Source organism: Pseudoduganella aquatica (genome assembly GCF_020865585.1).
Lineage (GTDB): Bacteria > Pseudomonadota > Gammaproteobacteria > Burkholderiales > Burkholderiaceae_D > Rugamonas > Rugamonas aquatica_A.
Genome location: NZ_CP086370.1, coordinates 6,540,205 through 6,561,663, shown reverse-complemented (window position 1 = coordinate 6,561,663; position 21,459 = coordinate 6,540,205). Strand labels below are relative to the sequence as shown.

Here is a 21,459-nt window from a genome sequence, read left to right as displayed (position 1 = left end):
GGCAAGGCCAGCGTGCCGAATGGTCCACTGGCGAGCCGTTCAAGCCCATTTTTCGTCCGATTTCACGCGATGCTTCACGTCTTTCTGTAATCAGGACGGACTACGGGATTCGGTGATCGTAAAGCGCCTTCCGGCCAGCACCAGATTGGCAAAGGCGAACAAGGTAAACAGCTGTGCCGTGTTCTTGGCCAGGCCGCGATAGCGCGTCTTACGATGACGGAACAGGTTTTTGATGACATGAAACGGATGCTCGACTTTCGCTCGCACGCTGGCCTTCAGATGCTCCAACTTTTCCTTCAAGCGTCCCAGTTTGTTATTGGGCAGCGCCTTGCGTTTAGAGCGCTTCATGGCCACGTGCCACGTCACCGATGTGCCGATATTTTCTGGCCGCTTTTCCACGCCTTGGTAGCCAGCGTCACCGAGGGCGGCGGTCTCGTCGCCGTGCAGCAAGGCATGCGCTTGAGTCACGTCGGCGACATTGCCGGCCGTGCCGATGACGGTGTGAACCAGGCCCGACGCGGCGTCCACGCCAACATGCGCCTTCATGCCAAAGTGCCAGTCGTTGCCTTTCTTGGACTGGTGCATTTCCGGATCACGCTTGCCATCCTTGTTCTTGGTCGACGGTGGCGCGGCGATCAGCGTGGCGTCGACGATGGTGCCTTCGCGCATCATCAGGCCTTTCTCGGCCAGGTGTCCGTTGATCGTGTCGAAGATCTGGCGCGTCAGTCCATTGGCCTCAAGCAGGTGACGGAACTTCAACAAGGTCGTTGCGTCCGGCGCCGACTCGCGGCCCAAGTCGATACCGACGAAAGCACGAATGGACTGGCTGTCGTAGATCGCGTCTTCGATGCCTTCATCAGACAAACCAAAGCATTGCTGGGCCACGTACATGCGCAGCATGCGGGCCAGTCCGATTGGTGGACGGCCGGCACCTTCGACCCTCGGATAGAACGGTTCGACCGCTTTATGCAACTTGCCCCAAGGGGTCACGCTGTCGATCTCTGCCAGGAAGCGGTCGCGCCGCGTCAGCTTCTTCTTGGCAGCATATTCAAGGTCGGAAAAGCTCTTTTGCATGGTCGATGGCGGACAGTGGGGGTGCCGTTATTGTCTCAGGTTGGACTGCCGCAGGGAACGGCGTCCGATGAATTAATCAGTGCTTCCTTAAACAGCTTTTGCAGAGAGTCTAAAGTCTTGAACAGCTACTGTTCAGAGCATCATTTTGATGCGCAATTTTAATATATTCTTGAATGCCAACCTAAGGAAGACCTCGGGTTGACCCCGTCGCTGGCGCCGATCAGTCGTATGGTGTGCTTGGATCTTAGTTCAGTTCGTCATCAAGCGAGGCAAACATCTCCGGATCGACGAACTGCTTAAGCGGCACGCCAATGGCTTCTACCAGAAGCCCCATGTTGTCAATTGATACATTGCGGATCCCTCGTTCTACTTCGCTTATGAGTATTCTCATCAAGGCGGACACCGATTCTCACGCCAAGCCGGACACACAGTGGCATTCCAATCCGGACAGTAAATTGCATCTCAATCCGGACAGGCGCTCTCTTACCGGGACACTCGGCCCCGGCAGGAGATGGTATCGGTCAATCAGCAAGGACCGCTGTTCTGAGCCGCTGCTACTGGCTTCTCCCGCGCTCACGCTGGCGAAGCCCCTTTACATATATCGAATCCACTAACTCTTCAGGACCAAGATCCAGCGCGCAGTTCACAATAGTGGCGAGCGTGGCATCGGTCAACCGGAAGTCGTCGGGCAACCGGCCGTGGTTACGCGCGCTGTTCTCGCTGATCGCAACGAAAAGCGCCTTAAAAAAATCACCCAGCGAGGAACGACGCGCCGAAGTGGCTACCTCCGTGAGCGGGTCCGAGGCTTCCGGGGCTGCGGCATCCGCATCCGAAGCTAGTTCGTGCATAAAGTCGCTTAGTGTTGGCCAGTACTTCAGGTCGAACTGGGTATGCAATTCTTCGAAGCGTTTTTGAACGCGCGACGTGAACAGGTGGTTATCTCCCGCCGCTGCCTTGAGCACTTCGCAAACGTGGTAATGCGTATCACTGGTGAAGCCGGAAGTGTTGTGAAGATTTTTTCGCCGCTGAAACAAGTCGGCTAGCTCAGCAGCTTTGCTCGCGATCTTGCGATTGGTCTCCTCGAGGTCATCGCGTGCGCTGCGTGCCTCCCTGATTTTCTCAGGATTCCAGAATGCAGCGGTGGTCAGGACTTGTCCGAGAAAAGTCTGCAACGCACCAGGGTGATGCGCAAGTTTTCCGTGCAGCTCTTGATATACATCCTTCAGTTCCAACCCGCGACCAAGCAATCGGTCCACGATGACGGTCTCGCTGGGCAAGATGTGGTTATTGATGTTGTACTGTTTTTCGTCGAGAAGGATCTGTTCGCAAATCTGTTTCGAATTGTCGGCTGGGTGAGATGTCATAGCGAGTCTGTGAAGTGATGAAGTGCTCCCAGTCTAGCCAACCGTTTTGACTCTGTCGGTATCTGAACCGCAGAAAAATTGCCGGCGTTCACATACCTGAGGTCATCCTCACTGCAATATGGTTGTTGTTGACAACTAAAATCCAACGGTGCACTATCGGGCTGTCTTCAACACCCCAACGGATGGACTATGCCTGCTTCGGGCGCCGATGTGCTTCTGCGTGAGATGGTCCGCCTCTACGTGCGTGGCCAGCGTACGCACGCTAAATGCGGCGACGGCACCTCGACGGTACAGTGTCATGTGTTGACGGAGTTGCTGCGGGCCGAAGGCGTGCCGCAGCAGGCCTTGGCTGAGAAGCTGGGCCTCGACAAAGGCTGGATCAGCCGCGCAGTCGACACGCTGGTGAAGGAAGGTTGCATCTCCAAGCTCCCCAGCGACCAGGATCGCCGAAGCGTCATGTTATTCCTGACTCCAGAGGGCCGTGCCCGTGCCCGAGAGCTGGAGCAGGAGCTGAACAATCATGCGGCACAGCTGCTGAAGCATGTTCCCCAGGAACAGCACGTGCAAGTACAAGAGTCGCTGCAATTGTTGCTGAACGCATTGTCCGCAGGGCCATCGAGCCGAGCCGAATGCAGCGCACTGGCGGTGCGCCCTGCGGCCAGCCAGGACTGGCCGGCGATCAAGCGCATGTTGCTGGCTGCCGGGCTTCCACTTGAAGGGGCACAAGAACACCTGGCGCACTTTGTTGTCGGCGAGGCTGCGGGCAAAATCGTGTGCGCAGGGGGACTAGAAGTGTATGGCGCCGACGCCTTGCTGCGCTCCATCGTCGTAGACGCCGAATCGCGGGGCAAACGATGGGCCGAACAAGTACTGGCGCGGTTGACGGAACAGGCCTTGCAGTTAAATGTCGCCACCCTGTATTTGTTGACGACCACTGCCGAATCTTACTTTTCGAGACTGGGATTCTTGCTCGTGCACCGGGACCACATTCCCGAGCAACTGATTCGGTCCCGCGAGTTTCAAGGGGCCTGCCCCGCCAGTGCGATCGCCATGAAGCTGTACATCCGTCGTTCCCTATCCTAATAACCGAAGCCACATTCATGATACGACCCGCCACAACCGCTGACGCCGGCGCCATCGCCGCAATCTATAACCACTACGTCACGAGCACGACCATCACCTTCGAAGAAGAAGCCGTCACTCCGGCTGACATGGCGTCGCGCATCGAGAGTATTAGTGCGCAGTTACCCTGGTATGTCTACGAGCGCGACGGAGTAGTCACCGGCTATGCGTATGCGACGCCATGGCGAGTACGAAGCGCTTATCGTTTTTCAGTGGAAACCACCGTGTACGTCGCACCGGACTGTGCGCGGCAGGGGATTGGCTTGCAGCTGTATTCAGTATTGATCGACGCGTTGCGCGGCAGAGGAATTCAAGTGGTACTGGGCGGGATTGCTCAGCCCAACCCTGCTAGCGTCGCGCTGCATGAGAACCTGGGGTTTGAGAAGGTGGCTCACTTCAAACGCGTGGGGCGCAAGTTTGAACAATGGATTGACGTCGGCTACTGGGAACTTCAACTGCACGGCTTGTAGAGGCCGAACAAGCCTTCAGTTCACCGGCGCGGCAGCAGCGTCATGATGAGCAATTCCTTGAAGACACCAATCACTGTATGCTTGGTGGTGCAAAGGAACGCCTTTCGGCGGCCGTACCAAACGGGGGATTTGCGATGACCGGAACTGGGCAAGGAATTTCGAAGCGTGAGGCTGCGAACCGGCAGCTTGAGGTTGCGATCCGCATGTACCTGGACGGCGGCGACGTGGTGGCGATCCACACTTTGGCCTGCGCCGCCCGCGGGATCTACGAGAAGCATTGCTCCATGGCAGGGATACCTCGTTTCTACGACCACATCGCTGCGACCTATCCTGAAATGCGGCAGAAAGAAATCTTTGACGCGCTTAACCATGCACGCAACTTCTTCAAGCATCCGGATGCCGATGGCGATCTGGCCGCCGAAATTGAGCTGAGCGACAAGGACAATAAGCTGATGCTCTTTTTGGCGGCCTATGACTGTTCTGCCTTACTCACTGCCCAAACGCCGCGACTCGTCCAAGCTTATAACGCCTGGTTCATGGCCACCGAGCCGGATTTTTCGGACCACGCCTGTGCTCAGGGATTGGAGGCCAGGTACCCGGGGATTTCACGAGGCACCGTCGACGAGCAGCGCATGTTCGGCCGGCGATTCGTCCAAGATGTCATTGCCGGGAAGATTTGAGTTTGGCCATATCATAATCAGGATGGTCAAGGCAGCGATTTCCCAAGGTGAAGACGATGAGTAAAGTGCCACGCGAGTGGATTGGCCTCACCTATTTCCGCCCGAGGCGGATCCTGGATGGGCTTAGGAGGATCGAGCAGAGCGGTCACCTAAACGGGCTGCCGTATAAGGTTGCCTCGCTACGCACGCACAAACTCAAACTCTATCTGGAGGGGCGCCAGGCGGCTCTGTTTTGCCACGGGATGAGCGCGCGGATCGGACGGGAGGTATCTTTCGCTCTCTTTGAGTCCGCCGATTTCGATATTGTGGCGAGGTATGAGGATGGCGGAGCGACCCGATTTGTGCCAGTCCAGCTTAAGGAACTTCCGCCAGTAGAAGTAAATTCCCGTGCTGAACTGCAGCACATCTTGGACAAACTTGATGCGAAGTTGACCGACTCGAAGGATCTGGTGGTGGCGATTCACATCAACCGGGACATCAAGGACCTCCGGCCTGCTGAACTACGGATTCCGCGAAACCTCGGCCAAATATGGTTGTACGGTGGACGGGATCGAGCCCAACACGCATGGTATCTGATTGGCGATCTTTTGAAAGACCCGAATCTTGTGACAGATTTCCACTACCCGTCGCCGGTGCTTTATTCAGCGAGCTGGAGACAAGAGTTGGGAGGCCGGCTTACGGGGCCGACCTCGTTGTTCCTTGGTCCGCTCTCTATGTACCGCTGATTTCAATAGATTGCCCGTGCTACATTGCATCCCAATAAAGATGCTCAGATCTTTTTGATCGTCGCGCTGATGGCTTTCATCTGGCGTTCATTGCGTTCGCTGTAGCGGTCGGTCAGGTAATCGGTGCGGCCACGCAGCAGCAGCGTCATCTTGAACAGCTCTTCCATTACATCCACCACGCGGTCGTAATACGCCGACGGGCGCATGCGGCCGGCGTCGTCGAATTCCTTGTAGGCCATCGGCACCGACGACTGGTTCGGTATTGTGAACATGCGCATCCAGCGGCCAAGCAGCCGCAGTGTGTTGACGACGTTGAACGACTGCGAACCGCCGCATACCTGCATCACCGCCAGCGTGCGCCCCTGGCTGGGACGGACAGCCCCTTGCTCCAACGGGATCCAGTCGATCTGGTTCTTCAAAACGGCGGTCACCGCGCCATGGCGCTCGGGGCTGCACCACACCTGGCCTTCCGACCAGAGACACAGCTCGCGCAGTTCCACTACCTTGGGGTGGTCTTCCGGCACGCTGCCGGCCATCGGCAGTTCCATCGGATCGAAGATCTTCACTTCGGCACCAAAGTGCTGCAGGATGCGCGCCGCCTCCTCGGTCAGAAAGCGGCTGAACGAGCGCTCGCGCAGCGAGCCGTACAGCATCAGGATGCGCGGCGGGTGATCCAGGTCGCCGACCGGCGCGAGCTTGTCCATGCTCGGCAGGTCCAGCAGTTCGGTCTTGATGTTGGGCAGGTCAGGCATGGTCATGCTTGTTGGTCCTCCAGGGCCGGGGCAAAATCGCCGGGTGCTACCGTACCGGCCACCGTGGCGTTGGCCGGTGCCGCAGGGTACAGCCAGCAGAATACCAGTGTCGCCGCTGCAGCGCCGGCCAGCTGGGCCAGGATAAAGCCTGGCGCGTCCGTGGGACGGATGCCGGCGAAGGTGTTGCTGGCGCTGCGCGCAAGCGTCACGGCTGGATTGGCGAAAGAGGTCGAGGCGGTGAACCAGTACGCGGCCGTGATGTAGGCGGCCACCGCGAACGGCGTGATGGCCGGGCGGCTGCGCGAGCAGCCGATGATCACGCCGATCAGCCCGAAGGTCGCCACGAATTCGCTCCACCACTGCGACGGCCCGGTGCGGGCGTGCTCGGACGCGAAGAACAGCGCCTCGCCGAACATGCCGTGCGCGGCGGCCACGCCGGTGAAGGCGCCAAGCACCTGCACCGCGATGTAGGGCAGCACCTCGCGCGCAGGGACATTTTTCTGCCAAGCTTCGGACAAGGTCACGGCCGGATTGAAGTGCGCGCCGGAGATGGTGCCGAACATCAGGATTAGCGCCACCAGCCCGGCGCCGGTGGCGATGGTGTTGGCCAGCAGCGCAATCGCAACGTTGCCGCCGGCGAGCCGTTCGGCCATGATGCCTGATCCGACCACCACCGCCAGCAGCAGCGCCGTGCCCAGACCTTCGGCCACCAGACGCCGGGCCAGGCTCATGGCTGTACCTCGCCGATCTTGTCCATCTCGCGCTTCAGGGCCAGCTTGTCCAGCTTCTCCAGCGGCAGGCTGCGGAAGATGTCCAGGCGCGTCTTGATCTCGCGGCAGACGGTGGCGAATTCGTGGCGGATGTCAGAGGTTGAGCCCAAGGCCGCAGCGGGATCGCGGAAGCCCCAGTGCGCGGTGACCGGCTGGCCGGGCCAGAACGGGCAGACTTCGCCGGCCGCCTTGTCGCACACCGTGATCACGAAGTCCATCACCGGCGCGTCGGCTGTGGCGAACTCGTCCCAGGATTTGCTGCGCAAGTCGCCCGGGGTGTAGCCGATCGCGGCGATCTGCTCCAGCGCAAAAGGATTGACCGCGCCGGCGGGATGGCTGCCCGCACTGAAAGCGCGGAAGCGGCCGACGTCGGCACCGTTCAATAATGCTTCGGCCATGATGCTGCGCGCCGAATTGCCGGTGCACAGGAACAGCACGTTGTAGGTCTTCTCGCTCATGGTGTGCTCCAGGCTTAGGCTTGCAGGGTGCCGATGCGGTCCAGCTCAACCTTCATGCGCGCTGGATCCTTCTTCAGTTCTTCCAGCGGCAGCGCGAAGAACGCTTCGATGCGGGCGCGCAGCGTGCGGTAGGCGTGCATGAAGGAGGCTTCGATCACTTCCTCGGTACCGGTCACGTGGCCAGGATCTTCAACGCCCCAGTGTGCGCGCATGACCGGCCCCAGGTAGGCCGGGCACTCTTCACCGGCGGCGCTGCCGCACACGGTGATGACGATGTCCGGCGTGACTGGCAGGTTGTCCCACGACTTGCTGTGGTAGCCCTCGGTGGAGATTCCCTCGCGCGCCAGCAAAGCCAGCGAACGCGGATGGATGTAGCCGGCCGGTTTGCTGCCGGCACTCATGGCGTGCCAGCCTTCAGGGGCCAGGTGGTTGAAGGTGGCTTCGCCCAGGATGGAGCGGCAGGAATTTCCGGTGCAAAGGATCAGTACGTTCATGTGGGGTCCTATTGGTGTAAATTTGACAGGCTGGCTGTTACGCCAGGGTCTTCTGTGGCACACAAGCGGCAACCGAGGCGGGTGTGCAGCTGGTGCCGCCGCAACAGTTGTCGGTCAAGAAAGCAAGCAAGCCGTTCATGGTGTCGAAGTTGGCGCTATAGATAACAAATCGGCCATCCTGGCGTGAAGTGACCAGTCCAGCGTGAGCTAGTTCCTTCAGATGGAACGACAGCGAGGAAGGTGCCGTATCCAAGTGCTCAGCGATCTTGCTGGCCGCCAGCCCGTCCGGACCGGTTTGCACCAGCAACCGGAATGCCTTTAACCGCGATTCCTGCGCCAGCGCGGCCAGTGCAGCCAAAACGTCTTTGGTTTCCATCTTTCTCATTCGATTCGATAGTTATACGATTGTCGAAATATTACATGATAGTCTCAGATAATTCGACAATTCGAATAATATCAAATTAATTTGACAGAATGATGACATCGGCCCAGTCGGCAATTTGGCGCAGCGCTCAGGGAGCTGCTTCGTAGATGCCATGCTATGATCCACAAACAATGAAACTGCCTCGTACCCAGCGCGTCTTCGCAGCGCTTCTCACTGTGCTCAGCCTACTGTTCACCCAGCTCGCTGTCGCTGCGTACGCTTGCCCGGATCTCGTGATGGAGGCGATGGCCGCCAAGGTCATGCAAGATGCCATGCCGGGCTGCACCGAGATGAATGTGGGCAAGCCAGGCCTGTGCCAGGCGCATTGTGCCAGCGGCCATCAGTCGCTTGATGCGCCGGCAACACCCCATATCGGTGCCTTCATCGCCACCGGCATGGTGGCGGTGATCCCCATTCGTGTCGTCTTCGATTCTGAACTCCCCACGCTTGTCAGCTCCACGCTTCTTGCGCGCTCGACTGCACCTCCTTTGGCGATACGGCACTGCTGTTTCCGTATTTGACCTTCCAGACTGCTGAGTTCGTCATCGCGCCCCATGCCGGGCGCGCTGTTTCATTTTGCACTCTGGAGTTCTCATGTCCGCAATTCTCTCGACACCGGCGCCTGTGCGCGCACCGGCAGTGCCACGCCGTCGCCAAATAAGCTTCGTCGCCGCCGCCTTCTCGCTGGCCGCTTCCATCTGTTCCGCCGGCACGCCACTGACGCTGCCCGAGGCGCAGCAGCTTGCCCTGCAGCGTACACACCAACTGGCCGCCCTTGATCTTTCAGCCGATGCCGCGCGCCAGATGGCGGTGGCTGCCGGCCAGCTGCCCGATCCCGTCCTAAAGGCTGGGATAGACAATCTTCCGGTCAGCGGCGGCGACCGCTTCAGCCTCGGCGCTGACTTCATGACGATGCGGCGCATCGGCATTTCCCAGGAGTTGACCAGCGCCGACAAGCGCCGGCGCCGCGCCGAGCTGTATGGCGAGGAGGCGGGCAAGGCGCTGGTGGCAAGGGACGCCGCAGTTGCCAAGATCGAACGCGAAACCGCGCTGGCCTGGCTTGAATGCCACTTCGCCCGCAAAGCGGAAAGATTGGTCGGCGAGCAGATGACACAGGCCCGCAACGAGGTCGAGGCCGCAGAGGCCGCTTACCGTGGTGGGCGCGGTAGTCTCGCGGACATCGCCACCGCGCGCGGCCTTCTGGCAGCAGTCCAGGACCGCGCGAGCGAGGCTGCTCAGCGCAGCCGCAGCGCGGCACTTTTACTGGCGCGCTGGACCGGTGCGGAATCTGGCGATCCGCTTGCCGAGCCGCCGTCCATGGACACCGTGCGGATCGATTCCGCATCTCTCGAAACGGTGCTGCCCCACCATCCCGACATCGCGGTGCTCACCCAGCAAGAGCGTATCGCCAAGGCTGAGGCCAACCTGGCGGAAGCGAGCAGAACGCCCGACTGGAGCGTGGAAGTCGCGTTCCAGCAGCGCGGCTCTGGCTACTCGAACATGGTGTCGGTCGGCGTTTCCGTGCCGCTTCAGTGGGACAGGGCCAAGCGCCAGGACAGGGAGCTAGGCGCCAAACTGGCGCTGGCCGAGGTGGCGAAGGCGGAACGCGAGGAAACCCAGCGTGGCCACCTGGCCGAAGTGCGTACCATGCTCACAGAATGGGAAAGCGGCCGCGAGCGTCATCGACGCTATGCGGAGGAACTGCTGCCTTTTGCCCGGCAGCGGACAGAAGCCACACTTGCCGCATATCGCGGGGGCAAGGCGACACTGGCGGACTTGCTGGGCGCGCACCGCGCAGAAACCGATGCTGGCCTGCAGGCCCTGCAATTGCAGGCGCAGACGGCCCGGCTTTGGGCGCAACTCAACTACCTGTTCCCGTCGGGCGCACGCAATTCGATTCAGGAGGCCAAATGAATCGCCAACGCATCATCGTAGCGGCGGTCGCCGGCGCAATCCTCGTCTCAGCGGGCGGCTATGGCCTATACCGTCTCGGCATGCGCCATGGCGCCGCGGCCGACCCGGCGTCCTCCGCTCCAAGCCAAGCGCCCGGTACTGCAGAAAAAAAGCCGTTGTACTGGCATGACCCGATGTATCCGACTCAAAAGTTCGACAAGCCCGGCAAATCGCCCTTCATGGACATGCAACTGGTTCCCGTATATGGGGAGGACAGCAACAGCGACGCCGGTGTGGCGGTCAGCGCCCGCATGCAGCAGAGCCTGGGCGTGCGCACGGCTGAGGTCACGCAAGGCAAACTGGCTTCCGAGCTGCTCGCCGTAGGCAGCGTTGCCTACAACGATCGCGATGTGCACCTGGTGCAAGCGCGCAGCGCCGGCTACATCGAACGCCAATACGTCCGCGCGCCACTCGACCCCGTTCGGCAGGGCCAGCCGCTGCTTGAACTTTACGTTCCGGACTGGATTGCAGCGCAGGAGGAGTTTTTGGCGGCGAAGCGGATGCAGAACGAGGGGATGGCAGGCCTGGCCGACGCCGCACGCCAGCGCATGCGCCTGGCCGGCATGTCGGACGCGCAAGTGAAACAGGTAGAAACGACGGGTAAGGTCCACGCCCGCATGACGGTCACTGCGCCCGCCAGCGGCGTGATCGCCGAACTGGGAGCGCGTGAAGGCATGACCGTGGCGCCTGGCGCACCGCTGTTTCGCATTAATGGCGTAACGACGGTGTGGGTGCTGGCAGACATCCCGGAGGCGGCGGCCGCGCAAATACGGCCAGGCGTCGCGGTAGAAGCCAGTGCGGCGGCGCTACCGGGCTCGGTGTTCAAGGGCAAAGTCGGCGCGGTGCTGCCCCAGGTCGATGCTACCACCCGCACGCTCAAGGCGCGCATCGAGCTGGCCAATCCAGCGGGACAACTGGTGCCGGGCATGTTCACGACACTGAAGTTCGCAGCTGCGGCTGGCGCCAATGTGCTGCAGGTGCCGGCCGAAGCGGTGATCCGCACCGGCACGCGCAGCGTGGTCATGGTAGCGCAGCCTGGCGGCAAGTTCCTGGCAACCGACGTCGACACGGGCGGCGCGGCGAACGGCATGATTGAGATCCGCAAAGGATTGCAACCGGGACAGAAGGTCGTCGTCTCCGGCCAGTTCCTGATCGATTCAGAAGCAAGCCTGAAGGGCGTGGCCGGCCACATGGCCGACGCCCCCAGCGCGGCACCAAAAGCCGCACCGGCCCCGGCGCATCACGCGGAAGGCAAGGTTGAGCGCCTTGCGGGCGGCAAGGTCACCATTTCCCACGGCCCGGTCGCGTCACTAGACTGGGGGCCGATGACGATGGACTTCGACCTGCCCGCCGCCGGCCTGCCGCGCAACGTTGCCGTTGGCGACAGCGTGACGTTCGACTTCGTTCAGGGCAGCGGCGGCGGCTTCCAAATCTCCGCTATTTCGCCCACCAGCGCAGCGCCCCGCGCGACGCCGACTCCGCAGGTGAAGAAATGATCGCCCGACTGATCCGCTGGTCGATCACCAACCGTTTCCTCGTGCTGCTGGCCACGGTGATGCTGACCGGTTGGGGCGTTTGGTCGCTGCTGCGCACGCCGGTCGACGCGATTCCCGACCTGTCCGATGTCCAGGTGATCATTCGCACCAGCTACCCGGGCCAAGCGCCGCAGATCGTCGAGAACCAGGTGACCTATCCGCTGACCACCACCATGCTGTCGGTGCCGGGTGCAAAGACGGTGCGCGGCTACTCCTTCTTCGGCGACTCCTTCGTCTATGTGCTGTTCGAAGACGGTACCGACCCGTACTGGGCGCGCTCGCGGGTGCTGGAGTACTTGAACCAGGTGCAGGCCCGGCTGCCGGCGCAGGCCAAGCCTGCCCTCGGACCGGACGCCACCGGCGTCGGCTGGATTTACGAGTATGCCCTAGTGGACCGCACCGGCAAGATGGACTTGTCGCAGCTGCGCGCGCTGCAGGACTGGTTCCTCAAGTACGAGCTGAAGGCGGTGGCCAATGTCTCCGAGGTGGCCAGCGTGGGGGGCATGGTGCGGCAGTACCAGATCGTGTTGAATCCGGACCAGTTGCGCGCCTACCGCATTCCGCACGGGAAGGTGATCGAAGCTGTCCAGCGGGCCAACCAGGAGAGCGGCGGGTCGGTACTGGAGCTGGGCGAAGCCGAGTATATGGTGCGCTCATCCGGCTATCTGCAGTCGCTGGAGGATTTCCGGCAAATTCCGCTGACGGCCAGCGATGCCGGCGTGCCGGTGCGCCTGGGCGATGTGGCGAACATCCAGCTCGGCCCGGAGATGAGGCGCGGCATCGCGGAACTCAACGGCGAGGGCGAAGTGGCTGGTGGCGTGATCGTGATGCGGTCGGGGAAGAACGCTCTGGAAACCATCGCGGCCGTCAAGGCCAAGCTGGAAGTGCTCAAGCCCAGCCTGCCGGCCGGCGTGGAGGTGGTGCCGGTATATGACCGCTCGCACCTGATCCGGCGCGCGGTAGACAACCTGCAGCACAAGCTGATTGAGGAATTCATCGTGGTGGCGGTGGTGTGCGCCATTTTCCTGTTCCATATCCGCTCGGCGCTGGTCGCCATCGTGTCGCTGCCGCTGGGTATTCTCGCCGCCTACATCGTCATGCACTACCAGGGTGTGAATGCGAACATCATGTCGCTGGGCGGCATTGCGATCGCGATCGGCGCGATGGTCGACGCGGCGGTGGTGATGATAGAGAACGCCCACAAGCACATCGAGGCCTGGAACCATGCGCACCCGGAGCGCAAGCTGGAAGGCGAGGAGCACTGGCGGGTGATCGGCGACGCCGCCTCAGAGGTGGGGCCGGCGCTATTTTTCTCGCTGCTGATCATCGTGCTGTCCTTCATTCCAGTCTTTACGCTGGAAGCGCAGGAAGGCCGGCTGTTCGCGCCGCTGGCCTTCACCAAGACCTACGCAATGGCCGCTGCCGCCGGCCTAGCGGTGACGCTGATCCCCGTGCTGATGGGCTATTTGATACGCGGCCGCATTCCCGAGGAACACCGCAATCCGCTTAACCGGGCGCTGATCGCGATATACCGGCCCCTTCTGGAAATGGTGCTGCGCCACCCCAAGTCCACGCTGGTGGTGGCGGCCGTCGTTGCGCTGGCCACCGCCTGGCCGGCGTCACGCCTGGGCGGCGAGTTTATGCCGCCGCTCGATGAGGGCGACCTGCTCTACATGCCATCGGCGCTGCCTGGCATCGGCGCCGGTAAAGTGGCCCAACTACTGCAGCAGACCGACCGGCTGATCAAGACCGTGCCGGAAGTGCAGAGCGTGTTCGGGAAAGCCGGACGGGCCGAATCTGCGACCGATCCGGCGCCGCTGGAGATGTTCGAGACCACGATTCAGTTCAAGCCGCGCGACCAATGGCGGCAGGGCATGACGCCGGACAAGCTGGTCGAAGAGCTGGACCGCATCGTCAAGGTCCCCGGCCTGTCCAATATCTGGGTGCCGCCGATCCGCAACCGCATCGACATGCTGGCGACCGGGATTAAAAGCCCGGTGGGCGTGAAAGTGGCGGGGAGCAGCCTGAAGGAGATCGACCGCGTCACCGGCGAAATCGAACGCGCCGTCAAGAAGGTGGCCGGCGTGTCGTCGGCGCTGGCGGAGCGCCTCAATGGCGGGCGCTACATCGACGTGCAGATCGACCGCCAGGCGGCGGCCCGCTATGGCCTGAACGTGGCCGACGTCCAGAGCGTCGTATCCAGCGCCATCGGCGGGGACAACATCGGTGAAACGGTGGAGGGTCTGCAGCGCTTCCCGATCAACGTGCGTTATCCGCGTGAGGTGCGCGATTCGGTGGAAAAGCTGCGCGAACTGCCGGTGCAGACCGAACGCGGTGCGCAGATCCGGCTGGGGGACGTCGCCGCGATCCGCATCGAGGACGGGCCGCCCATGCTCAAGAGCGAAAACGCGCGGCTGTCGGGCTGGGTCTATGTCGATATCCGCGACCGCGACCTGAGTTCGGCGGTGCGCGAGATGCAGCAGGCCGTCGCCAGGGAGGTCGTGCTGCCCGCCGGCTACTCGATCTCCTGGTCTGGCCAGTTCGAGTATCTGGAGCGCGCCAGCGCCAAGCTGAAGATCGTGGTGCCGGCCACCCTGCTGATCATCTTCGTCCTGCTATACATGACATTCAAGCGTTTCGACGAGGCGCTGCTGATCATGGCCACGCTGCCGTTCGCGCTGGCCGGTGGTGTCTGGCTGCTGTGGCTGCTGGGACATCACTTGTCGGTCGCCAGTGGCGTGGGTTTTATCGCACTGGCCGGAGTGTCGGCTGAGTTCGGCGTCATCATGCTGCTGTACCTAAAGCACGCCTGGCAGGCGCGGCTTGATGCCGGGAAGGATACCGAAGGCGATCTGTTCGATGCGATCCGCGAAGGCGCGGTGCTGCGCGTGCGTCCAAAGGCCATGACGGTGGCCGTCATCATCGCCGGCCTGGTGCCGGTGATGATCGGCGCAGGCACCGGTTCCGAGGTGATGCAGCGGATCGCCGCGCCGATGGTCGGCGGGATGATCACCGCGCCGCTGCTGTCGATGTTCGTGGTGCCGGCCGTGTATTTGCTGCTGCGCCGACGCAGGGGTGGTGGCTAACCGGGGGGACTTACAGATCAGCGCTCCGCCTTTGTGGAGACGGAGCGCTTCAGAATACGGTGCATTGACTACTTGCTGTCGGCGGTAGATGCGATTGGCGCCGCCTCGCCGGGCTGTCGCAGGGCAGGCGCCAACTTCTCGCGGTAGTCGCCCGAAAAGCTAAACGTTACCTTTGCCCTGGCTCGCGACAGCGGTTCAGGCTGGATAAGTGCATGTTTGCCTCGTTTAGTTTCGGTCGTCCATTTTTCACGCGTGGCGTTATTGTCGCCAAGGTCATCGTCCATATGGGCGAGATGCGAAGCGGGTAAGCCGGTGCACCCTTTCGGTGTGCGGGCGCGTTGGTCCGCTGGAGCGGAAGGACGAAGGACCAACGCAATAAACGGCGCCTTGTCGAACCGCCGGGTAAATGGCATGGGAACGAATGGAGCGATACCTAGTGCCCAGGATTCAAAGGAACTGTCCGGTGCTATCCAACGCAGACCGATGTGGATGGAATCACCTTCTTCACCTGGCAGCCAGCCGGTATCTTCGCAACTCCAGCGCGGGTGCGCTGCTAGCAAGGTAACAATCCGCAGTGCTTCTTCTGCAGTGCCATCGCCAGGCAGTAAAATCTGCAGCCCTTCCGTACCCAATTCGAAATGGGCGTCAACGATGGCAGTGAGCACGTCGGCGTCCCATGCGTCCTCGATCACCGCCGAATACCATTTCGCTTCCTCCCATCTGCGGGCTAAGTGCACCGCGAATAGGCATGCGATCTGGTTGGTCTTGTACCATTCGTAAAGCAGCTCTGGCCAGAGTTCTTTGTGCTCCTGCCTAACTGCTTCTACGCTTTCAGCGTGCCCTTGAGAAGCGGCCCATGCGGCCAAGCTGTCAAATGATGGATATGCACGAGAGGTGTCGCCCATCTGACGGACAACATCACGCGTAGCGCGTTGTAGTTGTTTTTCCGGTTTATTCAATTAGCTCAGCCAGCTATCGTAGTCGTCAGGAAGGGTGCAAGCAATCTCAGGATAAGGCTTTGGCTCCGACTCTGGCATCGCATCACCCTTGAACATCCGGCCTTTCGTAAACAGCACTTTGGTTCCTGCAAGTTGAAGAACCTGAGTCTGTTTCGTGTCTCCCTGGCTTAGCATGCTGACGATCTGCTCTTTTAAGTTATTTTGTGCGACAGTGGTCATGGATTTTCCGCAGAGTGAAGACGAATTGACGTTCATAAGGTTGTGAGCCGGGAGTGAGGTCTCAGCGCTCACATAGTCCGAGAGTGACAGATCAAACAGCGATGCGCCCTGCCACCTGGATTTTGGGGTCTTGCTTTGGACCGATACGGCTTTGTTCGAATAGCTCTTGCCAAACTCCCTGGTTACGCGTGGGAAGACTCGGCAATAGCTGGACGGCACGCCAGCCAAGCGGGCAAGTTGCTTGTACTCGATTACGTCGGTCGATGGGACTGCGTCGAGCACCATACGCACTCGCTCTCTCCAATCGTCGGACCACTTAGGCAGCAGCTGCCCCAAGTCCCGAACAGCATCGCCAGCGCGGATCAAGCCACCGTTGATAACGCGAGCCAGCATGCCGCGGCGCGTACCTATGACCTTCGACAGGCCATCATGATGCGAGTTCAGGTGGCCACATGCTTCGCACTGGAACGTCAACCACAGCAGTACGTCCTGGCCGATGCGCAGCACCGTGCCTGAGCTTAAGTTCGCGGTATCGAAATCGAGAAGAATGTTTTCACGCAGAGCCAAGGGCGGCAAGCCCAGGTCTTTGTAGGCACCTTCCCCCACCAGCAAAATCTGGCGCAGAGACAGGGGATCCGAGTGCATGTCCTCGGACAAACCGAGGCCGGTAATCGCTTGGGCAACAGCTACCGTACTGGGCGATTCCTGACGGGATCGCCGGACAGCCAATGCCTTGACGTGGCCGATATCGACGTTGCAGCGAGAGGTCAGCATACTGTCGTCATGATAAGTTGGCAGAAGAAAATGTTTGGGCAATCTGCGGATTATAACAGGCGATGCTTAGTCAATACTCACGCAATGTAACCAAAGCGATGCTAATACAGTATTTATACACACCGACAATTCAGTATAGGCACTTATTGCGTGAACAACAAATAAGAGTATTCTGAAATGACATTCCGTATCAAAACAGCCTCGGATTTGCGATCAGCCGAAACCGAAATCGCTTGCAATCATCGTCAAAATTGACGATGATGTAGGTATGAGATATCCCGGCGGAAAAGGAAAGTGCTTTCATCAGTTGATCAACCTGATGCCTCCCCATGCGACCTACATCGAGGCGTTCCTGGGTGGCGGCTCGGTCCTGCGTAACAAGCGGCCAGCGCAACGCACGATCGGAATCGATATCGATCCGGCTGTGATCGAGGCATGGCAAAGCTCTGCAGACGACATCGAGCTGATTCAGGGGGACGCCATCGATTATCTGGAGGCCTTCGATTTCACCGGGCAGGAATTGGTGTACCTCGATCCGCCGTACCTGTCGTCTACCCGGCGACAGGAGCGTGTTTATCGCCACGACTTCAGCGATGCGCAGCATGAGCGCTTGCTTGCGACGGCGACGACGCTCCCCTGCATGGTGATGATCTCGGGCTACGCCAGCGACTTGTACGGCACCCGCCTTCGCGATTGGAACAAAGTGAACTTTATGGCCAATTCGCAGGTGGGTTTGCGGGAAGAGAGTGTGTGGTTTAACTTCGAGCCGCCCAGTGTTTTGCACGATGTGAGTCACCTCGGCGCGAACTTCAGGGAGCGCCAGACGATCAAGCGCCGGCGCGAGCGGCTCCACGAGCGCATCGAAGGGCTCGATCCCGTAGAACGGCACGAACTGATGGCATGGATGACGGCGAAATTTGGTGAAGCGAGGGCGCGATGATGCAGTATGGTGCAGTGATGTTAGGCGCGGCCACGATTCAGATTGAGTTGCCGGCCGCCAGCCAGGAAGTTATGCCGGGTGTCCTATGGGGGGCCATCGAAGCCTTTCCTAGTCCGGCATATTGGGCATACCAGGTGCTTGCCCGGCGAGCCCAGGGCACGCGCATCAATCCCAAGCTGGGTGCGACGCTGCGCGAAGAAATTGGCGCCTGCTTGTTGGGGGGACATGGCATTCCGGCCAGCGTTGGATTGGCGGCGTTCGAAAGCCTTCGTGCTCGTGGTGCGTTTGCTGGTGAGGCGCATGATGAAGCGACGCTATTCGATTGGCTCAGTGTTCCCATGCCCGTCGGTGACCGCACGGTGCGTTACCGGTTTGCGCGGCAGAAGGCCAAGTATCTGGCTGCTGCGCTGGCCAGAATCGCCGAAGAGACACCGCCGGCACAAAGCGGGCGGACACTGCGCGACTGGCTGCTCGGAATCCCAGGCATAGGCTTTAAGACTGCATCCTGGGTGGCGCGGAACTGGCTCGATGCCGATGACGTCGCGATCCTTGATATCCACCTTCTGCGTGCGGGGCTGCTGGCAGGATTCTTCCCTCAGGATCTGACGGTGGAGCGCCACTATTTGCAGCTTGAGTCGATGTTCCTTGCCTTCAGCGAAGGGTTGGGTGTGCGTGCATCCGAACTGGACGCCGTCATCTGGTGGGAAATGATGTCCTCCAGCGGTACGGTGACACGAATTTTCGACGACTTACAGCTTGACGTCGTGCCCGCTTACGTCGGTGCACGGGGGCGCGCCAACAAGCGCGGCGCCAACTCCGCAGATCAGCTGCGCCTCATCTAGTTCGGCTCCCCAGGTGGCGCCTGTTGCGCCCAGTGCGCAAAAGTGCAGTCCAAGGTAGGACGCTACTATGCCGAGGTGTGCGATCAGGGCGCCGGCATCCCGCCATATAAGCGATTCAGGATTCTCGTATTTTGATGCGGTCTTCCCCACTTCCGCAGCGAGCCAAAGCAGCGTTCCTTGTTGCGGATCCACTGCCGGCGCAACCTGGGCCATTGCGTCGCGCGGCGCGAGCAAGCCATGGGGGACTTCCGTGAGGCAGTGCCGGTCGGGATCGTAGCGCTGCCAGGAGTCGTGCGCCGATGAGCACGCCAGCAGGTGTATCGGATGAATGGCGCCTGCCGATGGCGCCGGGCGTTGGCTAAGATCGAAACCCAGGGCTGACCCCTGTCGCGCCAGTACCCGGCTGGAGTACCAGAGTAGCGATGACAAGTCGGTCATCGTGAGCGGACCAAACGTGCGGGCGGATCGCCTGGCCGCAACGACATCGCAGAACGATTGCGCAATGTCTTCAGGGGGCACTAGGCCTACGCTAGGGCCTGAAGGCCAAGCGAACGGGTGGTACGGCTGTACCTGGCTGCGCGGCCGAGGCTCAGGCGGTTGCATCCAAATCATGGTCTAACTCCCGGTACACCTCGATGTACTTGTTGCACCCCCGGCATTGGCCGCAGGCGACGTTCGCCTTGTGGCAGCTATGTGCCCAAGCCAGCAGCGAGCGTGGAACCTTTGCCTCGCGGATCAGCTCGCTCGTCGACAGCGTGATCGCCGGTGCACTGATCTGGATACCACCCTCCTGGTAGGCCAGCAGCTTGCTGATCAGGTCAACAAATTCCGGCGTGCCGTCACGGTGCGTGCCGTCCGCTTTCACCGTGCCAATCCAGAGCTGTTTCACGCCCAATGCCACCGCTTTCATGGCCACCAAGGTAAGCAGCAATTGATTGCGGTAGGGCCACCAGTCACTGGCCGGCGCAAGCGCATCCTCTTTCGCACCAGCCATGTCACCTGAGCCTAGCGTGCGGCAATCGATGCGCAGAACATGGTGTTCGATTCCCAGGGTTTTGCAAACTTGGGTAGATGCCGCGATTTCCGCTTCCGCCGCCATCTGGCCGTAGTCGACGGTAAATGCAATGTCCGGCTTCTTCCACCAGGCCAGCGCCAGTGAATCCATTCCTCCCGACAGTAGCAGCGCAGTTTTCATAGTTCGATCGCAGTCCATAAAGTTTGGTATATCGCACTGACGTAGTCCTTGCTGACGATGCAGCCGGCGCCGACCATCATTTTCAGATGGTTGTCGGCTTCATTCTCGCAGTAGATGACGACGGATTTCTGCCTTGCCTGAGCGTGGCCGATTTCATACATGGTCCCGGAGTCAAGACCGTCGGCGATGGCGAACAAGACGTCGCAGTTGTCGATCGCAGCCAAGTCCTTGGCCGCCACATCGTTCGCGGACGCGTGGCCTACGTCGTGATAGGGCGAGAAGACATCGAGCCCGAGCGCGTGCAATTGCTCGCGTGCCTGCTCGACCAGCCAAAGCTGTGCGAGCGTAAAAAAGGGACCGGCCAGATATACCTTGGGGCGGTAGCCTTTCAGGCAACGCGCTGAAAGTTCAACCGGTGTCGGCCAATAAGCTGCCAGTTGCCCGGGCGTTGCGAATCCCCGAAACTGGCAGTAGTAGGCCGTCGCGCGGGACGCCAGAATGGCCGCTTGGCCGGCAGGCTGGCCCGACATCCAGTGGTGAGCAAAGTTGGCAACGAAGGTGTCGCCGGATCCTATTTTCCATACCTTGTCCGTGCGGAAGGCCGGGACTTGCGCTTCCTGGCCATCTGCATACACGAGTGCGCCTTGCGGGCCAAGTTTGATGATGACGACCTGGGCGCGAGATGCGCTGACCAGTGCCTGCGCCATTTCAAGCGGCGAGCCGTCGATGCCCGACAACACAGCCGCTTCGTAGCGGTTCAGCACCAAGGCAAGGTGCGTTGCCGTCGATCCGTTTTCAGCGAAATGCCGTGGATTAGAGACGTTCTGCGGATCATAAACCGCGAAGTTGGCGTGCACCACCGCATCGCCCTCGAGCATGCCAAAACGGACGACCCGCTCTTGCGAAATAGTCAGGCTTGGATGAGAGGCTGCTTGCGTTGTGATGGTCGGCGTGCCAAGGCCGTGGACATACTGGAAGGTTGTCGCATCGGCGACATCCGTCAGATTGACCTTGTATTGCTCAAGCGCAGCACGCTGCAGAAAGTTATCGGACGCCAGGGTATCGGCATATCCATGGAGACATGCCTTGCCGCCTGCCGCAGCGATTGCCGAGGCGGCGCGGCCGGCGGATCCGTAGATTTCACGCCAGCCTGGGCGCATGCACTCTTCCCTGTACAGCCCGCCGACGACATGGATACAGGTGTTATCCATGTGCTTGTACTGGATGGACACGGACGCGGACTTGTCCGCCGGTGATGTCGATTACGGTTGCGCTATAGTCCGTGCCCTGCGCGATACACTGGCGCAGTCGGGCTGTTTCCGGCGACGCTAAGCCGCCGGCGACGGCACCGTTGAACTTAGCCACGACAACGGTTGTTCCCGGAAGGGATTCCAGGCTGATGTCTAATTCAACCCCCTTGTCCAGTTCGGCCACCACGTCCGGCTTTGGAGAGCTCAACTGCGTGTTGATGACCAAACGATCGCACGTGATCGTGTCCGGACCACCAAAACTGCCACCGCCCCCACCGCTACCACCAGATCCGGACATAGTTGTCTCCGCTCAAGAATAGTTAAAAAATCGCCACTGATCGGACCATTATCGACTAAGGGTGAGCACTGAAAT

Annotated in this window: 24 protein-coding genes; 10 read left to right on the top strand and 14 right to left on the bottom strand. The window is 60.6% G+C overall.

What is annotated here, in order from left to right:
- Positions 1-90: 90 nt before the first annotated feature.
- The 3 genes from KT882_RS29280 to KT882_RS29270 form a co-directional block, all read right to left on the bottom strand.
- Positions 91-1,074: an IS5 family transposase gene (locus KT882_RS29280; RefSeq protein WP_228893966.1), complete on the bottom strand. Its 984-nt coding sequence runs from the start codon at positions 1,072-1,074 to the stop codon at positions 91-93.
- Positions 1,075-1,318: 244 nt separating this feature from the next.
- Positions 1,319-1,468: a helix-turn-helix domain-containing protein gene (locus KT882_RS29275; RefSeq protein ID WP_228893965.1), complete on the bottom strand. Its 150-nt coding sequence runs from the start codon at positions 1,466-1,468 to the stop codon at positions 1,319-1,321.
- A gap of 160 nt (positions 1,469-1,628) precedes the next feature.
- On the bottom strand, positions 1,629-2,438 hold the full coding sequence (locus KT882_RS29270; RefSeq protein ID WP_228893964.1) for a hypothetical protein: 810 nt from the start codon (positions 2,436-2,438) through the stop codon (positions 1,629-1,631).
- A gap of 189 nt (positions 2,439-2,627) precedes the next feature.
- Between KT882_RS29270 and arsN2 the strand changes: the two genes are divergently transcribed.
- The 4 genes from arsN2 to KT882_RS29250 all read left to right on the top strand — a co-directional run bounded on the left by arsN2 (position 2,628) and on the right by KT882_RS29250 (position 5,435).
- The gene (arsN2, locus tag KT882_RS29265; RefSeq protein ID WP_228893963.1) at positions 2,628-3,521 is read left to right on the top strand and encodes an arsenic resistance N-acetyltransferase ArsN2; all 894 of its coding nucleotides are present in this window, start codon (positions 2,628-2,630) and stop codon (positions 3,519-3,521) included.
- Positions 3,522-3,538: 17 nt separating this feature from the next.
- On the top strand, positions 3,539-4,030 hold the full coding sequence (locus KT882_RS29260) for an arsinothricin resistance N-acetyltransferase ArsN1 family B (protein WP_228893962.1): 492 nt from the start codon (positions 3,539-3,541) through the stop codon (positions 4,028-4,030).
- A 134-nt stretch (positions 4,031-4,164) separates the two neighbouring features.
- Positions 4,165-4,710, top strand: a complete 546-nt coding sequence (locus tag KT882_RS29255; protein ID WP_228893961.1) for a hypothetical protein — start codon at positions 4,165-4,167, stop codon at positions 4,708-4,710.
- A 56-nt stretch (positions 4,711-4,766) separates the two neighbouring features.
- On the top strand, positions 4,767-5,435 hold the full coding sequence (locus KT882_RS29250) for a hypothetical protein (protein WP_228893960.1): 669 nt from the start codon (positions 4,767-4,769) through the stop codon (positions 5,433-5,435).
- Positions 5,436-5,479: 44 nt separating this feature from the next.
- On the opposite strand, the gene arsH is transcribed toward KT882_RS29250, so the two are convergent.
- From arsH to KT882_RS29225, 5 genes are read right to left on the bottom strand one after another with little or no spacing between them, the layout of a single operon-like run.
- Positions 5,480-6,187 (bottom strand): arsenical resistance protein ArsH, encoded by a 708-nt coding sequence (gene arsH, locus KT882_RS29245; protein WP_407682061.1) that lies wholly within the window; start codon positions 6,185-6,187, stop codon positions 5,480-5,482.
- 2 nt (positions 6,188-6,189) lie between these two features.
- Positions 6,190-6,918 (bottom strand): MIP/aquaporin family protein, encoded by a 729-nt coding sequence (locus KT882_RS29240; protein WP_228893959.1) that lies wholly within the window; start codon positions 6,916-6,918, stop codon positions 6,190-6,192.
- Positions 6,915-7,415, bottom strand: coding sequence for an arsenate reductase ArsC (locus tag KT882_RS29235; RefSeq protein WP_228893958.1), 501 nt, complete (start codon positions 7,413-7,415; stop codon positions 6,915-6,917). The genes KT882_RS29240 and KT882_RS29235 overlap by 4 nt, the downstream gene beginning before the upstream one ends.
- 14 nt (positions 7,416-7,429) lie before the next feature.
- A complete protein-coding gene (locus tag KT882_RS29230) occupies positions 7,430-7,909 on the bottom strand; it encodes an arsenate reductase ArsC (RefSeq protein WP_228893957.1) in 480 nt (159 codons plus the stop codon).
- A gap of 37 nt (positions 7,910-7,946) precedes the next feature.
- A complete protein-coding gene (locus KT882_RS29225) occupies positions 7,947-8,285 on the bottom strand; it encodes an ArsR/SmtB family transcription factor (RefSeq protein WP_228893956.1) in 339 nt (112 codons plus the stop codon).
- Between the two features lie 179 nt (positions 8,286-8,464).
- Between KT882_RS29225 and KT882_RS29220 the strand changes: the two genes are divergently transcribed.
- The 4 genes from KT882_RS29220 (at position 8,465) to KT882_RS29205 (ending at position 14,907) form a co-directional block, all read left to right on the top strand.
- Positions 8,465-8,854, top strand: a complete 390-nt coding sequence (locus KT882_RS29220; RefSeq protein WP_228893955.1) for a hypothetical protein — start codon at positions 8,465-8,467, stop codon at positions 8,852-8,854.
- Between the two features lie 73 nt (positions 8,855-8,927).
- Positions 8,928-10,247, top strand: coding sequence for a TolC family protein (locus KT882_RS29215; protein WP_228893954.1), 1,320 nt, complete (start codon positions 8,928-8,930; stop codon positions 10,245-10,247).
- The gene (locus KT882_RS29210; RefSeq protein ID WP_228893953.1) at positions 10,244-11,782 is read left to right on the top strand and encodes an efflux RND transporter periplasmic adaptor subunit; all 1,539 of its coding nucleotides are present in this window, start codon (positions 10,244-10,246) and stop codon (positions 11,780-11,782) included. Before KT882_RS29215 ends, KT882_RS29210 begins: the two co-directional genes overlap by 4 nt.
- Positions 11,779-14,907: an efflux RND transporter permease subunit gene (locus KT882_RS29205; protein ID WP_228893952.1), complete on the top strand. Its 3,129-nt coding sequence runs from the start codon at positions 11,779-11,781 to the stop codon at positions 14,905-14,907. The genes KT882_RS29210 and KT882_RS29205 overlap by 4 nt, the downstream gene beginning before the upstream one ends.
- Before the next feature lie 68 nt (positions 14,908-14,975).
- On the opposite strand, the gene KT882_RS29200 is transcribed toward KT882_RS29205, so the two are convergent.
- Together KT882_RS29200 and KT882_RS29195 are read right to left on the bottom strand one after the other, a co-directional pair.
- Entirely contained in the window at positions 14,976-15,866 is an 891-nt protein-coding gene (locus tag KT882_RS29200) for a hypothetical protein (protein ID WP_228893951.1), read from the bottom strand.
- Positions 15,867-16,859, bottom strand: a complete 993-nt coding sequence (locus KT882_RS29195) for an MOSC domain-containing protein (RefSeq protein ID WP_228893950.1) — start codon at positions 16,857-16,859, stop codon at positions 15,867-15,869. It lies immediately after the preceding gene.
- Positions 16,860-17,127: 268 nt separating this feature from the next.
- On the opposite strand from KT882_RS29195, the gene KT882_RS29190 reads away from it, so the two are divergent.
- Entirely contained in the window at positions 17,128-17,799 is a 672-nt protein-coding gene (locus tag KT882_RS29190) for a DNA adenine methylase (RefSeq protein WP_267478629.1), read from the top strand.
- On the top strand, positions 17,796-18,641 hold the full coding sequence (locus KT882_RS29185; protein WP_228893948.1) for an 8-oxoguanine DNA glycosylase: 846 nt from the start codon (positions 17,796-17,798) through the stop codon (positions 18,639-18,641). Before KT882_RS29190 ends, KT882_RS29185 begins: the two co-directional genes overlap by 4 nt.
- Here the strand turns inward: KT882_RS29185 and KT882_RS30955 are convergent.
- The 4 genes from KT882_RS30955 to KT882_RS29170 are packed head-to-tail and all read right to left on the bottom strand — an operon-like array spanning position 18,549 to position 21,384.
- Positions 18,549-19,244, bottom strand: a complete 696-nt coding sequence (locus tag KT882_RS30955; protein ID WP_407682060.1) for a nitroreductase family protein — start codon at positions 19,242-19,244, stop codon at positions 18,549-18,551. The genes KT882_RS29185 and KT882_RS30955 overlap by 93 nt on opposite strands.
- Positions 19,231-19,836, bottom strand: a complete 606-nt coding sequence (locus KT882_RS29180) for a 7-cyano-7-deazaguanine synthase (protein ID WP_228893947.1) — start codon at positions 19,834-19,836, stop codon at positions 19,231-19,233. Before KT882_RS29180 ends, KT882_RS30955 begins: the two co-directional genes overlap by 14 nt.
- A complete protein-coding gene (locus tag KT882_RS29175) occupies positions 19,833-21,047 on the bottom strand; it encodes a PfkB family carbohydrate kinase (protein ID WP_228893946.1) in 1,215 nt (404 codons plus the stop codon). Before KT882_RS29175 ends, KT882_RS29180 begins: the two co-directional genes overlap by 4 nt.
- Positions 21,040-21,384: a hypothetical protein gene (locus KT882_RS29170; RefSeq protein ID WP_228893945.1), complete on the bottom strand. Its 345-nt coding sequence runs from the start codon at positions 21,382-21,384 to the stop codon at positions 21,040-21,042. The genes KT882_RS29175 and KT882_RS29170 overlap by 8 nt, the downstream gene beginning before the upstream one ends.
- Between the last annotated feature and the right edge of the window lie 75 nt (positions 21,385-21,459).